Annotated in this window: 15 protein-coding genes and 1 pseudogene; 6 read left to right on the top strand and 10 right to left on the bottom strand. The window is 71.4% G+C overall.

The window, feature by feature from the left end; all coding sequences use genetic code 11:
- Positions 1 to 17: 17 nt before the first annotated feature.
- The 3 genes from ACF09C_RS07945 to ACF09C_RS07935 all read right to left on the bottom strand — a co-directional run bounded on the left by ACF09C_RS07945 (position 18) and on the right by ACF09C_RS07935 (position 2,777).
- Positions 18 to 188 carry a hypothetical protein gene (locus tag ACF09C_RS07945; RefSeq protein WP_361965288.1) on the bottom strand — a complete coding sequence of 57 codons (171 nt, stop codon included), beginning with the start codon at positions 186 to 188 and terminating at the stop codon, positions 18 to 20.
- Positions 189 to 485: 297 nt separating this feature from the next.
- The gene (locus ACF09C_RS07940) at positions 486 to 1,961 is read right to left on the bottom strand and encodes an SDR family NAD(P)-dependent oxidoreductase (RefSeq protein WP_392089942.1); all 1,476 of its coding nucleotides are present in this window, start codon (positions 1,959 to 1,961) and stop codon (positions 486 to 488) included.
- Between the two features lie 63 nt (positions 1,962 to 2,024).
- Positions 2,025 to 2,777: a (2Fe-2S)-binding protein gene (locus ACF09C_RS07935; protein WP_392089939.1), complete on the bottom strand. Its 753-nt coding sequence runs from the start codon at positions 2,775 to 2,777 to the stop codon at positions 2,025 to 2,027.
- Between the two features lie 310 nt (positions 2,778 to 3,087).
- Between ACF09C_RS07935 and ACF09C_RS07930 the strand changes: the two genes are divergently transcribed.
- Positions 3,088 to 4,080 carry a DMT family transporter gene (locus tag ACF09C_RS07930; protein ID WP_392089937.1) on the top strand — a complete coding sequence of 331 codons (993 nt, stop codon included), beginning with the start codon at positions 3,088 to 3,090 and terminating at the stop codon, positions 4,078 to 4,080.
- Here the strand turns inward: ACF09C_RS07930 and ACF09C_RS07925 are convergent.
- From ACF09C_RS07925 to panD, 4 genes are all read right to left on the bottom strand, one after another.
- Positions 3,961 to 5,307 (bottom strand): transglycosylase family protein, encoded by a 1,347-nt coding sequence (locus ACF09C_RS07925; protein WP_392089934.1) that lies wholly within the window; start codon positions 5,305 to 5,307, stop codon positions 3,961 to 3,963. The genes ACF09C_RS07930 and ACF09C_RS07925 overlap by 120 nt on opposite strands.
- A gap of 379 nt (positions 5,308 to 5,686) precedes the next feature.
- A complete protein-coding gene (locus tag ACF09C_RS07920) occupies positions 5,687 to 6,343 on the bottom strand; it encodes an aspartate/glutamate racemase family protein (RefSeq protein WP_392090299.1) in 657 nt (218 codons plus the stop codon).
- Entirely contained in the window at positions 6,340 to 6,687 is a 348-nt protein-coding gene (locus tag ACF09C_RS07915) for a GNAT family N-acetyltransferase (RefSeq protein WP_392089932.1), read from the bottom strand. Before ACF09C_RS07915 ends, ACF09C_RS07920 begins: the two co-directional genes overlap by 4 nt.
- A gap of 32 nt (positions 6,688 to 6,719) precedes the next feature.
- Positions 6,720 to 7,145, bottom strand: coding sequence for an aspartate 1-decarboxylase (panD, locus tag ACF09C_RS07910; protein ID WP_392089930.1), 426 nt, complete (start codon positions 7,143 to 7,145; stop codon positions 6,720 to 6,722).
- A gap of 550 nt (positions 7,146 to 7,695) precedes the next feature.
- On the opposite strand from panD, the gene ACF09C_RS07905 reads away from it, so the two are divergent.
- From ACF09C_RS07905 to ACF09C_RS07895, 3 genes are all read left to right on the top strand, one after another.
- Positions 7,696 to 7,950, top strand: a complete 255-nt coding sequence (locus ACF09C_RS07905) for a helix-turn-helix domain-containing protein (RefSeq protein WP_392089928.1) — start codon at positions 7,696 to 7,698, stop codon at positions 7,948 to 7,950.
- Positions 7,951 to 8,095: 145 nt separating this feature from the next.
- Entirely contained in the window at positions 8,096 to 8,740 is a 645-nt protein-coding gene (locus tag ACF09C_RS07900; RefSeq protein WP_392089926.1) for a hypothetical protein, read from the top strand.
- Positions 8,741 to 8,763: 23 nt separating this feature from the next.
- A complete protein-coding gene (locus tag ACF09C_RS07895) occupies positions 8,764 to 9,300 on the top strand; it encodes a flavodoxin family protein (RefSeq protein ID WP_392089923.1) in 537 nt (178 codons plus the stop codon).
- 86 nt (positions 9,301 to 9,386) lie between these two features.
- Here ACF09C_RS07895 and ACF09C_RS07890 read toward each other — a convergent pair.
- From ACF09C_RS07890 to ACF09C_RS07880, 3 genes and pseudogenes are all read right to left on the bottom strand, one after another.
- Positions 9,387 to 9,705: pseudogene (locus ACF09C_RS07890) on the bottom strand (SLC13 family permease); the annotation flags it as partial.
- Positions 9,706 to 9,818: 113 nt separating this feature from the next.
- Complete coding sequence (locus tag ACF09C_RS07885; RefSeq protein WP_392089920.1) at positions 9,819 to 11,387, bottom strand: fused MFS/spermidine synthase; 1,569 nt, start codon at positions 11,385 to 11,387, stop codon at positions 9,819 to 9,821.
- A gap of 73 nt (positions 11,388 to 11,460) precedes the next feature.
- Positions 11,461 to 11,901 carry a pyridoxamine 5'-phosphate oxidase family protein gene (locus ACF09C_RS07880; RefSeq protein WP_392089919.1) on the bottom strand — a complete coding sequence of 147 codons (441 nt, stop codon included), beginning with the start codon at positions 11,899 to 11,901 and terminating at the stop codon, positions 11,461 to 11,463.
- A 94-nt stretch (positions 11,902 to 11,995) separates the two neighbouring features.
- On the opposite strand from ACF09C_RS07880, the gene ACF09C_RS07875 reads away from it, so the two are divergent.
- Complete coding sequence (locus tag ACF09C_RS07875) at positions 11,996 to 13,000, top strand: hypothetical protein (RefSeq protein ID WP_392089917.1); 1,005 nt, start codon at positions 11,996 to 11,998, stop codon at positions 12,998 to 13,000.
- 308 nt (positions 13,001 to 13,308) lie between these two features.
- The gene (locus ACF09C_RS07870; RefSeq protein WP_392089914.1) at positions 13,309 to 14,403 is read left to right on the top strand and encodes a UDP-glucuronic acid decarboxylase family protein; all 1,095 of its coding nucleotides are present in this window, start codon (positions 13,309 to 13,311) and stop codon (positions 14,401 to 14,403) included.
- Positions 14,404 to 14,463 lie beyond the last annotated feature (60 nt).

Here is a 14,463-nt window from a genome sequence, read left to right as displayed (position 1 = left end):
GTCGGTACCGGGGTGGGTCAGTCGATACCCGGCAGGATGTGGGGCTCGGCGAGGTCGTCCTCGTAGCCCGCCAGCCGGATCGGGGCCGCGTGGGCCCACACGTCCAGGCTTCCCAGCTCACCGGAGCGGTGGGGCCGCTCCGGACGTTCCGCCGGTCGCTGTTCCTGCTTCGTCAGTTCTGGTGTCACCGCGCACTCCCTTGTGTCGCGTACCAATGTGGACATGGCCGTTCGGTCGCGGTGGCGCCGTTCTGCGGGCGGGACCGCGGCCTTGGTGGCAGGCCAGTCCCCGGGCCGGCCGTGAGGGTTTGGTGAAACCCTGGTGGCCGACCGTGGACATCAGACTAACCAAATGAGCGTGCCAGCGCTCTATGGGGCTCGGAAGTGTGATGCGATCGAGTGAATTCCGGACATCAGAGCGATGAGGCCCGGGCGAACGGGTGTGGCGGAAGGGTCACCCGTTCGACCACCCGGTCACCCGTACGCCTACCAGTTGCCGGGCTTGTAGTCCTTGAGGAAGCAGCCGTAGAGGTCCTCGCCCGCCTCGCCTCGCACGACGGGGTCGTAGACGCGGGCGGCGCCGTCGACCAGGTCGAGCGGCGCGTGGAAGCCCTCGTCGGCAAGCCGCAGCTTGTCGAAATGGGGACGCTCGTCGGTGATCCACCCGGTGTCGACCGAGGTCATGAGGATGCCGTCGCTCTGGAACATCTCCTGGGCGCTGGTCCGCGTCACCATGTTCATCGCGGCCTTCGCGGCGTTGGTGTTCGGGTGTCCGGCGCCCTTGTAGCCACGGCCGAAGACGCCCTCCATCGCCGAGACGTTGACGATGTACGCGCGCCCGCTGGCCGCCTTCTTCGCGGCGTCGGCCATCACCGGGCGCAGGGCGCTGATGAGGATGAACGGCGACGTGTAGTTGCAGAGCTGGGTCTCAAGCAGCTCCACCGGGGAGATCTGGTCGATGGTCTGCACCCAGGTGTTGGTGTCGACGACGTCCGGGACGAGCCCGCCCGCGTCGATGGCGCTGCCGTCGCGGTGGCGCTCGACGCTGGCGTTGCCCGCGACGAGCGCGAGGTCGGCGACCTTCTGCGCGTCCAGACCGCTCACCCCGACGGGCAGCGCGGCGAGACCGTCGACCGCTCCGGAGTTGAACGCGCCGATGACCTGGTGCGCGGGCAGCTCGCCGGCGGGCAGCGGCGCGCTCTCGCCCTCGACGAGCGCGGCGTACGCGGAGGGCAGCCGGCGGACGGTCTGCGTCGCGTTGTTGATGAGGATGTCCAGCGGGCCGCGCTCGGCGACCTGCTCGGCCAGGGCGACCGCCTGCGCGGGGTCGCGCAGGTCGATGCCGACGACCTCCAGACGGTGCATCCAGTCCGCCGAGTCCTCCATGGCCTTGAAGCGGCGGATGGCGTCCTTGGGGAAGCGGGTGGTGATCGTGGTGTGGGCGCCGTCGCGCAGCAGCCGCAGCGCGATGTACATGCCGATCTTGGCCCGGCCGCCGGTGAGCAGCGCGTGCTTGCCGGTGAGGTCCGCGCGGGCGTCGCGGCGCATGCGGTTCTCGACCGCGCACGGCTGGCAGAGCTGGTGGTAGAAGTAGTCGACCTCGACGTACCGGGTCTTGCAGACGTAGCAGGACCGGGGGCGCTGGAGTATCCCGGCGATCTTCCCGGCCTCGGTGACCGAGGAGGGCAGCAGGCCCTCGGTCTCGTCGTCGATGCGCTGCGCGGAGCCGGTGGCGGTCGACTCGGTGACGGCCTTGTCGTTCGCCGTCTTCGACGCGCGGCGCTCCTGGCGACGGCGCTGCTTCACCGTGCGGTAGATGCCGGCGGTGGCGCGCCGTACGGTGATCGCGTCGGGGTGGTCGACATCGAGCTCGTCGAGCTCGTCGAGCACGCTCAGGCAGACGGCCAGGCGATCGGGGTCGATACCCGGCCCGTACCCCTGGGATTCTTCGGTCACCGTCATGGCCTCTGCCGTTCCTCGCTCGCCGGTCGCGCCGGTCGTTCCGGTCGTTCCAAAAGAGGAACTTTACGGAGACGTGGGCCCGGTCTCCAAACCCGTTTGCCGTACACGGGCGGGCGGGTGGTCGAAGACACAGTCGCCGCAGAGGCCCCCTGAGGGGCAGCGGTAGTAGAGGCAGCAGCTGGTACGGCGCAGCGCGCGGCCCTCGACGGTGCGGGCGAGGTCGGGGTGGGCGAAGAGCCCGGCGACGAGTTCGGCGGCGCGGGCGGCGACCTCGGGCCGGCCCTGCGCGTGGGCCCAGCGGGTGAGTTCGCGCAGCGCGCCGGCGAGGGCCGAGCCGGCGTTGCCCCAGAGCAGCCGGGGCGAGATCCGGCCGTCGCGCCGGAAGGCCTCGTGCAGCGGGACGAGGTGCGCGGTCTGGACGGCCTCCCGGAGGTCCGCCACGGTGGCGGGCCGGGTGCCCGTGCCCGCCCACCACAGGTCCTCGGGCGAGGTCAGGGCAGGGTCCCAGGACAGCTCGGCCGGGTCGAGGTCGGGGAACCGGCCGAAGAGCGCGGCGGGCCCGAGCGCGATCGACCAGAGCCGGGCCGCGAGACCGAGGTGCGCGATGGAGGCGGCGACCCGGCGCTCGGGCGCGCCGAGCCGGTCCCCGACCCGGTCCACGCGGGCGGTGAGAGGGGCGAGCCCGGGCCCGCCCCCGGCCGCGTACAGCCGCGCGAGCGGCATGTGGCCGCCGGCCGCCTGCCGGCCCGCCGTCTCGGGGGCTGCCGTCCGCAGGGCGAAGAACCCGCCCACGGACGAACTCTCGACGAGATCCACCGCCACCACACCCCCGCTGCTCCGCGCTTCCCCGGCTTTCCCCGGCGTCGATCACCGTAGCCGGTCCGAGGGGCGGGCCAATGTGGCCCGGAGAAGGCGGCGACTGGCTCGGGATGGAACGTACGTCCGGGCCCGATCATGGCCGCCCGGTTCGGCCCCGATACCGGAAAAGTTCCCAATGCGCCCCAACTGACCTGCACGGTTGTACATCCACAGGCGTACGGCACAGGCCCGTACTGCGACGGCAGTACGTCCGAAGGCGTCCCCTGGTCTGACGACGTGAACGCTCGGAAGAGAGATCGTTGTAAGTATGAGCCCCCTCCTGCTGTCCGTGCTCCTGTCACTGGTCTCGGCGGTCGCCTACGCGGCCGCGGCGATCGTGCAGGAGCGGGTCGCGGCCTCCGCCGCCGGCCTCACGTACGCACCGTTGCGCAACCCGGCCTGGTGGGGGTCCGTGCTGCTCAACGGTCTCGGGGCGGCGCTGCACGTGGCCGCGCTCGCCTACGGCCCGCTCAGTGTGGTCCAGCCCCTGGGCGCCCTCACCATCGTCTTCGCGCTGCCCATGGCGGCCCTCTTCGTCGGCCGCAAGGCCGGTCGCACGGCCTGGCGCGGCGCGCTGATGGCCACCGTGGGTCTCGCCGGGCTGCTCAGCCTGACGGGCGGCAGCGACGGCCAGTCCCTGGCGGACGCGGAGCGCTGGCTGCTGGCCGCCGGGACCTTCGGGGTGGTGGCCGTGCTCTTCACGGCCGCGCACGTCGTGGGCCGCTCGGTGCTGCGCGGCATCGTCCTCGCCGCCGCGGCGGGCGTCGCCTTCGGGATCGCCTCGGTCTTCACCAAGACCGTGGCCGAGGAGTGGACGGCGAGCGCCCCGCTCGCCCAGTGGCCGAGCCTGCTGGTCCTCTCGGCCCTCGCCGTCACCGGACTCCTGCTCTCCCAGGCCTCCTACCGGGGCGCCGGTCTCGCGGCGCCGCTGGCGACGGTGACGGTCGTCAACCCGGTGGTGGCCGCGACGGTCGGCCTCACACTGTTCGGTGAATCCTTCCGCTACGGCGCGGCCGGCACCGTCGCCGCGCTGATCTGCGGCGCGGTGGCGGCACTCGGCATCGTCCAGCTCACGAGGGAGCGGCTGACGGGTCGGCCCGACTCCCTGTCGGTGTCAGAGGCGCCGACGTCGGAGACGCCGTCAGATCGAGACACCCCGGGCACGGAGGTAGGCGAGGGGGTCGATGTCGGACCCGTACCCGGGACCCGTGCGCACCTCGAAGTGGAGGTGCGGCCCCGAGCTGTTGCCGGTCGATCCTGAACGGGCGATGCGCTGCCCTCCGTTGACCCGCTGCCCCTCACGCACCGTGAGCGCGGAGAGATGCGCGTACTGGCTGTACCGCCCGTCGTCGTGCCGGATGACGATCTCGTAGCCGTACGCCCCGCCCCACCCCGCCGAGACGACCTTGCCGGGGGCGACGGCCTTCACGGACGTACCGGTGGGCACCGGGAAGTCGACACCCGTGTGGTAGCCGCTGGACCAGGAGGAACCGGAGACGCGGTAGCGGGTGCCGATGGAGGCCGCGACGGGCGCGGAGAAGCTGTCGGAGCGCGCCTCGGTCCTGACGGCGGGCTTCGAGACGGGCTTGGTCTTGCTGACGGGAGCTTTGGTGGCCGGGGGCTTGGTCGCCGGGGCCTGGGTGGCGGGGGCCTTGGTCGCCGGGGGCTTGGTGACCGGGGCCTTCGTCGCCGGGAGCTTGGTGGCTGCCGGGGGCTTCGCCTGATCGCTCTTCCCCGGCGCGGTCTGCCCGGGGGCGGTGTTCCCGGGGGCGGTCTTTCCGGGCGCCGCCTTCCCCGGCGCCGTGTTCCCGGGGGCCGTGGGCTTCTTCGGGGCGGGGGCGGTGATCCGGAGGGTCAGCTTCTGGCCCGGGTGGATGAGGTCGGGGTCGTCGCCGACGACGGCGCGGTTCGCCTCGTACAGCCGCTGCCAACCGCCCTTCACCCGCTCCTCGCGGGCGATGCGGGAGAGCGAGTCGCCCGGGGTGACCGTGTACATCTCGCGGACCTGCGGCACGGTGGTCGGCGTCGCCCGGTCCGCCGGGGTGCGGGTCTCCGGAGCGCTCGCCGGCCGTTGGCGCGGCAGGGAGGCGGGGACGACACCCGTGTTCCCCTGCTGGGTGAGCCCGGCGCGCGGGGAGCAGGTCGGCCAGGCTTCCGGGCCCTGTCCCTTGAGGACCTTCTCCGCGATGGCGATCTGCTGGTCCTTGGAGGCGAGGTCGGCGCGCGGCGCGTACCGGGTACCGCCGTACCGCTCCCAGGTGGACTGGCTGAACTGGAGCCCGCCGAAGTAGCCGTTGCCGGTGTTGATACGCCAGTTGGAGGAGGACTCGCAGGCCGCGACCTTCTCCCAGACGTCGAGGGAGGCGGCTTGGGCCGCCCCGGCGGCGACGAGCGGGAGCGCGATGCCGGCGCCGCCCGCGGTGACGGTCAGCGAGGCACGGTTGATCCGGCTCGGCTGGTACCGGCGGTGTCGTCCCCGTAAGGCCATGGCCCCCCCTTGAGCACGTGCGCTGAAGGCATCAGCAGTCGCCCAAGGTAGGGGAAGGTCACAGCCCGTGACAAGGCTTCCGGGCTTGTTCGAAGCGCGTTCAGCGCCCCGCGGGCCCGGGTTGGGGCTGGGGTTCGGGGTCCGGGAGGGGCGCGGGTCCAGGCGGCTCGGGCACCGGGTTGGGCGGCGGTACGGGAGGCGGCTCGGGCACCGGGGCGGGCGGGGACGGGGGCGGTCCTGGCGTCGGGATCGGTCCGGGCGGCACGGGATCGGGGAACGGGTGGGTCATGGCGGGGTCGGGCCTCTCGGTCGACGACGGGGCCGTACGGCTACGGCTCCAGGCTCTCCCGAGGCGTCTGCCCGCGCCCGCCGTGACCATTCATCCGTGGCGCAGCACGGCGCCCGCGGCCGCGGCGAGACCGAGGCGGGGGCTGGAGAGGACGGGCAGCGGGGTCGTGGTGCGGGCGGCGGCGTCGGTCATGGACGCCTGGGCCAGGACGACCACACCGCCGTCGGTGGGGTCGACGCTGTCCACGGCGGCCGCGACGGCGTCCAGATACCCGTCGTGGTCGCCGGCGAGGAAGCGGTCCCAGGCGCCGCGCACGAGCAGGGTGGCGACCATCGGGGCCAGGTCCCTGTCCCCCGCCTCCTCCCGGAGCAGGTCGAGCGTGGGGGCGAGGGTGGACTCGACGGACGCGACGACCACGATCCTCCCCCGGCCTCGGGTCCGGACGGCTTCGGCGGCCATCGGCCGGTCGACCCGGAGGACCGGCACGCCCAGCTCGTCGGCGTGGCGTTCGGCGACGCCGCCGAGGGTGGAGCAGGTGCAGAGGACGGCGGAGGCGCCGTCGGCGACGGCCTCGGCGAGAAGGTCGCGGACGGCGCCCGCCACGGCATCGGGGCCCTCGGCCCTGGCCCGTACGAGCAGTTCCTCGGCGACGACGTGCCGCAGGTCGAGACCGGGGTGGTGACGGTCGCGGAGCCCGTCGAAGACGGGCACGTGGACCGGCGAGGTGTGCAGGAGGGCGAGGGTCACCACAGCTCGGGGGTGGCCTTGAGCTGTACCTTGGCCGCGCGGACGACGTCCTCGGGCGGCACGGGTGCCTCGTCGGGGTGCTTCTCGGCCCACTTGGCGGCGTACGGACAGAGCGGCACGACGGGGACGCCCTGGCGAGCGGCGATGGCGTAGAACTCCCGCACGAGCGACCCGGCGATGCCCTTGCCCTCGTTGCCCTCCTCGACGACGGTGTGCACGGCCACCAGGGCGTGGGGTTCGGCGTCCAGGACGAAGTAGACGACGACACCGACGTACCGGCCGTCCTCGAACGCCTCCAGGCGCCCCTTCTCCCGGTCGTCGCGGATCTCCGGCTCGGCGGCCATGCGCAACCTCTTCCCTCGGTTCGGTCGGACGATCAGGCGCGCGCGGCCACGGCGTGCGGGGCGCGCAGGGTGTCACTTCCCGGCACGGGCGCGGAGGCGTCGCCCCCGAGCTCGACGATCCGGTTGTCCGCGTCCACATGCACGACGCGCGGCACGAACGCCCGTGCCTCGGCGTCCTCGATCTGGGCGTAGCTGATGAGGATCACCAGGTCCCCGGGGTGCACAAGATGCGCGGCGGCCCCGTTGATACCGATCACCCCGGACCCGCGCTCCCCCTCTATCACGTACGTCTCGAGCCGGGCCCCGTTGTCGATGTCGACGATGTGCACGAGCTCCCCGGGCAGCAGATCGGCCGCCTCCATGAGCTCGGCGTCGACGGTCACGGATCCGACGTAGTGCAGATCGGCCTGGGTGACGGTGGCACGGTGGATCTTGGACTTGAACATCGTACGTATCATCGAGGTACTCCTGGAACTAGGCTCCCTGCCTGCGTTTTTGCAGGTCAAGGGCGGTTTCCCTACCTTACAACGAGTCGCATGTTCGGTCAGCTTTCACCAGGTTTTTGAGGACTGATGCTGACCAATTGCTGACTTTTCTGACGCACTGTCAGGTCGGATCGGGATGGGCTGCGCGGGCCCGTCCACTCCCCCACCGGGACGACGGTGCCAGCCTACGCAACGCCCCACAGAGGCTCTGCGTGATCGCCGTCACTGCGGCATCCAGGGACACCAGCCGACCGCAGGCACGGCTCCTGGCACGAGTGTTCAGGGCGTCGATCGAACCCCGAATGCCCCGAGGGACCCCCGCAGCAGCACGGAAGGGTTGGTCAGGGAGCGCGGCAACATAGCAGCGGATCGCCGGTTAGCGAAACCGCCGTTTCTCGTGACCGTTGACGTAGCCCGCAGGTGGCGGCGGTACTTCGCGGGCCCTCTCGTACCTGGAAATGCAGCGCGAGCAGAACTCAATCCCCTTTCGCGATCAAGCCCCGACCGGCCTCAAGGAGCAAGCGTGCACGTTGATTCACGGACGTCCCCCTACGAGATTCGTACACAGACCGAATCACGGTCACGGCGCACGGTCGAGCCGGTACTCATGGACACGTCCGAGGTCGCGGCGATGCTCAACATGTCGACGAGCTGGGTCTACAAAGAAGCCGCGAAGCTGGGCCTGAAGGGGTACAAGCTTGGTCGCGGCAGGAATGCCAAGGTCCTCTACAAGAGGACCGAGGTCTTCAAATGGCTGGAGCAGCAGAAGGTCCATTAGACGCGGGCGTTGTGGAACCCACCCGGCCGAGTCCACCCCGGGTCAGTGGCATGCCGATAGTCGGCAATGCGTCTGGGGACCGTTCGGCCCCAGCGAGATGCCTGCCTGTGAACCAGACTGGTGGTGTCGGATCTGGGAGGTGTACATGAATACCCAGCCGAGCCCCGCCGCGACAGCCGAGCCTCTCCTGCTCGACGCGGCTCTGCCCGAGTTCCGGTTCTCCCGCCTGGAGTGCGCCGTGATCGCCGCCGCGCCGGACGTCGTGTACCGCGCAGCCCGAGATCTGGACATGCTGTCCATCCACTCGCCGCTGTTCGACGCGGTCATGTGGGCCCGTGGAGTCCCGGACCGACTGCGCCGTCGGCCAGTGGTCACACCGCCTTCAATGCGGGTGTCCGACCTGTTCGAAGCCGCCGCAGGCAGTGATCAGGGGGACCTGGAGGCCCAGCCCTGGGTTGCCCTGGGGGAGCGCGCGGGGCGCGAGATCGCCTTTGGAGCGGTCGGCAGGGTGTGGAAACCCACCATCGAGTGGCGCCGTGTCGAAGCCGATGACTTCGCGGGCTTCGAGGAGCCCGGCTGGGCGAAGATGGCCGCCGCCTTCGTCGTCCACCCCTACGGGGAGCGGCGGTCCCTCCTGACCTACGAAGCGCGAACCGCCTGCACCGACCCGGCATCCACCACACGGTTCGGCCGCTATTGGACGCTGGTTTCCCCGGGCGTCGGCATCGTGCTGCGCGGGGCGCTGCGGACGATCGAAGCGGCCTCGGAGGCCGGACAACGAAACCCGTGAGGAGATGAGTCGTGATGCGTGCCGTGATCGTGTACGAGAGCCTGTTCGGCAACACGCGCGAGGTCGCCGACGCAATCGGGGAGGGTGTGAAGGAGGCGCACCCGGACGCCGAGGTCGAGTGCGTGGCAGTGGCCGACGCGCTGCCGGAGCGTATCGGTCCCACTGACCTGCTGGTCGTGGGCGGCCCGACCCACATGCGGGGCATGACCACGGGGATGAGCCGGAAGATGGGGCTGAAGGCCGAGGCGAAGGAAGCCGAGAAGGAGGAGCGTCCCTTGACCTCCGAGGAGGGCGCCGAGGGCCCCGGCGTCCGCGACTGGTTCCACGACACGCTCCCGAAGGCCCACACCGGTACTCATGCCGCCGCGGCCTTCGACACCCGGGCGGACATGCGCCTGGCCGGCGCCGCCGCCGGCGGCATCGCACGTCGGCTGCGCAGCCATGGTTATGAACTCGTCGCGGAACCGGAGGGGTTCATCATCGAGGACACCGAAGGGCCGCTGCGCGAGGGCGAGAGGGATCGCGCCAGGGCGTGGGGCGCGGCCCTCCAAGTCGCTTGACCGACCCACCGGGAACCGCACGGGCCGAACAGCGCTCCAAGGGGACCATCCGGCCCTCCTCCCCCACCGCACGACACGGCCAGACTCAGCACCACCGTGACGTCCAGGCCGAGCACGGCGGTGATCGCCGAGGCGGCCAGGAACACCTGGGCCAGCAGCCGGCGTGGCCGGCCCGCCGACGTACGCGCCATCCAGGCCCGAGGCCTTGAAGAGCCCCTCGTCGTCGCAGAGCTGAGCCAGCACCAGTACGGCCGCGAGGAAGCCGATCACCGGCCCGAGGCGTTCCGCCTCGGCCAGCGCCTCGTCGAAGGAGAGGGCCCCGGTGACGATCACCAGTGCCGCGGCCGGGACGGCCACGACCGCCTCCGGCCATCCGAAGGGGCGGATGACCGCACAGGCCAGCACGAGGACGAGGAGGACGACGGAGACGGCCTCCGCGAGCTGGGGGGGTCAGGGTCCGGTCCTTCCGTGGCGGTGGTCGGGCCGCCCGAACCATCGCGCCGAACGCTACCCCCTCGTCACCCGCCTGTCTGAGGGCGGTAGGGCTGGAGGAGCTGGTCCACGGGTGCGTAGTCGTCGGTGAGTCGGCGGGCGTCGCCGATCCAGGAGGTGAGGTCGTCGCCGGTGGCGATCTTCCAGCCGGTCTCCCGGGCGTCCAGGGCTTCCTGGGTCGCGCGGAGGTCGACCGGTCGGTCGGAGGCGAGCACGATCATGTTGCCGCCCTTGGAGGTGGCGGTCGCGTCGAGACCGATGTCGGCGGGCTCGCCGAGGACGGCGACGTGCTCGAAGGTCGCGCTGAGGGTGGCGACTTCGGCGCGTGCGAAGGCCAGCGCGCCGTGATCGATGAGGTTGGCGACGTACAGCCCGTCGTCGTCGAGGACGCGCCGTACCTCGGCCATCGCCTCCGCGGTGGTCAGGTGCCACGGCACGCTGACGCCCCCGAAGGCGTCGCCGACGACGAGGTCACGGCTGGCGGCGTCCAGGTGCCGCAGGCCGAGCCTGCCGTCCTCGACGCGTACGTCGATGCCGCCTCGGGTCGCCAAGCCGAGGTCGTCGCGGTCGATGCCGACGACACCGCCGTCGATCTCGGACACCAGGCTGTGCGTTCCGGGCCGCGTCGCCGCGAGGTACCGGGGGAAGGTGAGCCCACCGCCGCCGATGTGGTGGGCGTCGAGTGGCTCACGCGCGGGAAAGGCCGCGTCGACCACCGCCGCGATGGCGCGCACGTACGCGAACTCGAGGTGGGTCGGGTCGTCGACGTCGACGTAGGAGTGCCGTACCCCGTCCAGTACGAGGATCCGGCCGCCGCTCCGATCGGGGTCCGCGACGACCCGTGCGCAGTGGTACCTGGTCTCCGTGTCACAGGCACCGGGCGCGACCGTCGTGGCGAGGCCGCCGGCCACGACCGCGAGGGCCAGGGCAGGCGTGCCCTTCCAGCCGCGGGTTCGCCACTCGACCAGGGCCGCGCCCACGACCAGGCACGAGCCCAGGCCGATCAGGATGCCGCTGACCGGCAACCGTGCGACGAGGACGAAGCCGGTGAGGACCGTACCGACGATGGCGCCGAGTGTGCTGACGCCGGACAGGCGACCGACGACCGTCCCGGTCTGCGCCAGGGTGGTCAGCCGCAACTTGGTCACCATCGGAGTCACGGCCGAGAGCAGCCCGCCGGGCACGAGGATGGCGAGCGACGCGGCCAGCAGCAGCAGGTCGGGTGACAACTCCGCGGTGGTGCGCAGCGCGGCGGGGGTGAGCGCGACGATCGCTCCCGACACCCCGAGCGAGGGGCCGATGAGCCTGCGGGGATCGAGCTGGTCGGCGAAGCGCCCGCCGAGCCAGGAGCCGGCGGCGATGGCGGTGAGCGCGATGCCGATCACCAACGTGCTGGTTTCGAGGGTGAGTCCGAGGTAGGGAGCCAGGAGCCGCAGAGCGACGATCTCCACCACGAGGACCGCGAACGACGACCCGAAGACGAGCGCGACGGCGGTGCGGGGGCCCAGGCCGCGGGCGCGAGGGGCGGCCTCGGCGGCCTGCTCGGAGACGGCTTCGGCGGCGGGCTCGGAGGACAGTTCAGTCACGGTCGACATCCTGGCATGCGACGCGTCGACAACACGCCTTGGATTCCACTTCGTTGACGAGGGCGGTCCGGTCCGGCCCGCCTCAGCCCTGGGCGGGGATGTCCAGGGCGGTTCCGTACAGGCGGGAGACCCGGATCAGGACGACCACGCGCCGGTCGGGCAGCGGCTGCCGGCCGGGGGCCGCCTCGTCGGCCGGGTCCACGATCTCCGCCAGACCCTCCGCCACGGCGAACGACCAGACGTCCGGACCACTGACGTGCAGCGAGGCGTGCGGATCGCGGCGCAACTGGCGGACCTTGAGGCGGTCGGCGGTGGAGGAGATCCGCAGGACGCGCTCCTCGGCGTTCCACTCGTAGAGAACGGTCGACAGATGGGGGTGACCTGTACTCCTGACGCTCGCGAGGATGCCGAACTGCTGCCGGCGCAGCAGTTGCGAGAGCTCCTGGTCGGTGAGGGCCCGGGGCGCCGGGCCGTCGTTCTTGGTGGTGGTGGCGGTGCTGGAGGTGGCGGTGTCGTCGATCACGGTCTCGGCCTTTCGGTGGCGGGAGCAGGAGGGGTCGGGTCGGGCACTGACCGGACACAAGGGACCGTAGCAGATAGTTTCGTTACAGACGATTATGCTCGCGACACCGACGCGGAGATGCCTCGGCCCTGGCGTCGTCTCGGGGATCCTGGAGCGGTCGAAGTCCGATCCGCCCCTCGGGAGGTGTGGCGTCATCGGATCCGACCGCGCGCTGCTGGGCGTGTACAAGGGGTTCGGCGCCGCGGCCGTCGCGGCGACCGTGCGCCACGAAGAGCTGGTGGGCCGGCCGATGGAGATCGGCAACGACTACCTGCCGCATGGGAGTTGGGCGGATTTCGAACCGGCGGCGATGCGCCGGCTACAGCTCGATCCGTGGCGCGCGTGGCGGGACGAACGGCCCGGATCGAGGTTCGTGTACGGCGTTCCGCTGCTGGTGGACGGTTGCGAGGGGGCGTTCGCGCGCGGGGTCGCGGGCGATTTCGACGCCTCGTACGAGCGGGCGGCACGGGCGCTGGTCGCGGCCGGGCACAGCGACGCGCTCGTCCGGCTCGGCTGGGAGCCGAACAACCGGGCCATCGGCCCGTGGCAGGCGACGGACGACCCGGCGGGCTACGCGGCGCTGTTCCGTCACGTCGTCGGCGTGTTCCGCGCGACGCCCGGCGCGTCCTTCACCTTCGAGCTGTCCAGCGCGTTGGGCCTGCAGCCCGGCCGGCGACTGTGCGCCTTCGCCGACTACTACCCGGGAGACGCGTACGTCGACTGGCTCGGGATGAACGCCTTCGACCTCAGATGGGGCGACCCGACGATGTCCCCGGCCGACCGGTGGTCCTGGATCCGGTCCCAGGAGGCGGGGCTCGACGCCCACGTGGCCTTCGTCCGCGCCCGGGGAAAGCGCAACGTGTGTTCCGAGTGGGGGCTCTACCGAGGCGGGGACGTGTTCGCCGGCGGCGGGGACGACCCGTATTACATCGACCGGATGACGGAGTATTTCTCCTGGGGTGAGGTCGCGTACCAGTCGTACTTCGACCACGATTGGGGTGGCGGCACGCTGGCGGAATTCCCGGCGGGGCAGGCGGCGTACGTGCGCCGATTCGGGTGACGGCAGGCCAGGACCTCGACCCCTCCTCGAACTGACGCACCCGCGACGCGCGTACGAAAACCCCCCGAACACGCGGGCGCGCACGCTTCCACCTCACACGTACGCGTGAGCCCGATCGACTACGCCGTTCGAACGCAGACCGGGCCCCGACCTGGTCGGCAACCCCTGGCGTCTCCACGCGCGGTACCTGCCGAACAGCCCATTCATCGCATCCGCCTCCGCGGAACGGACAACATATGCCCATATTCTCACACTGCGTTTTCTGAAAGATCTCCGCGGGCATTGCACTTTCATTCCTGGAGAAACACATGCGCGTTGTCGTCACCGGCGGCGGTGGATTCCTTGGGTCGCACCTGTGCGAGGCGCTGTTGCGACGTGGTGACTCGGTGGTGTGCCTGGACAATTTCTCGACGGGCGACCCGGCGAACATCGCACACCTCATGTCCCACCCGGCCTTCGACTTCCAGCACACCGACGTGACCGTGTCCATGGAGGTCACCGGCCACGTCGACGCCGTAGCCCATCTGGCATCCCCCGCCTCCCCTCCCGACTACCTGCGACAGCCGCTGGAGACGCTCGCCGTCGGCAGCCGCGGCACCGAGAACGCGCTGCGCCTGGCGCTGCGTCACGACGCCCGCTTCATCCTGGCGTCGACCAGCGAGATCTACGGCGACCCGCTGGTCCACCCGCAGGTCGAGACGTACTGGGGCAACGTCAACTCGATCGGACCGCGCAGCGTCTACGACGAGGCGAAGCGGTACGCCGAGGCGGTCTCGGCCGCGTATCGCCGCACCCGTGGCCTCGACGTCGGCATCGCGCGGATCTTCAACACCTACGGTCCGCGCATGCGCCCGCACGACGGCCGCGTGGTGTCCAGCTTCATCACCCAGGCCCTGACGGGAGAACCCCTCACCATCTACGGCGACGGCAAGCAGACGCGCAGCTTCTGCTACGTCGACGACCTGGTCCGCGGACTGCTCGCGCTCCTCGACTCCTCCGAGCTGGGCCCGTTCAACCTCGGCAACCCGGTCGAGCGCACGGTGTCCGAACTCGCCGAGACCGTGCTGGCCATGACCGGCTCGCTCTCCGAGGTGAAGTACCACCCGCTGCCGGAGGACGACCCGGTGCGGCGCCGGCCTGTGATCACGCGCGCCCGCGAGGTGCTGGGCTGGGAGCCGGAGGTCGACATCACCGAGGGCCTGCGCCGGACCGTCGCCTACTTCACCGCCCACTCCGACCGGCTCGCCGCGTCGGCCGCCGCGATCCGGGGCAGCCAGAGCGACACGGTTCCGCTGGTCGCGACGGTCCCGGCCGCCGCGACCCAGACCATCCCCGCTCCTGCGACGGCCGCGACCGGCCTGCCGGCCACCACCGCACCCGGCCAGAGCGCCGGGGAGAACTGACCTCCCGTCACCACCGGGCGTGCTCCCTCCTGCCGGGGGCTCGCCCCTTCCTTCCCTCCC

The sequence above is a fragment of the Streptomyces sp. NPDC014870 genome (assembly GCF_043081505.1).
GTDB lineage: Bacteria > Actinomycetota > Actinomycetes > Streptomycetales > Streptomycetaceae > Streptomyces.
The sequence above is the reverse complement of the archived record's forward strand: the minus strand, read 5'-3'. Positions and strand labels throughout refer to the sequence as shown.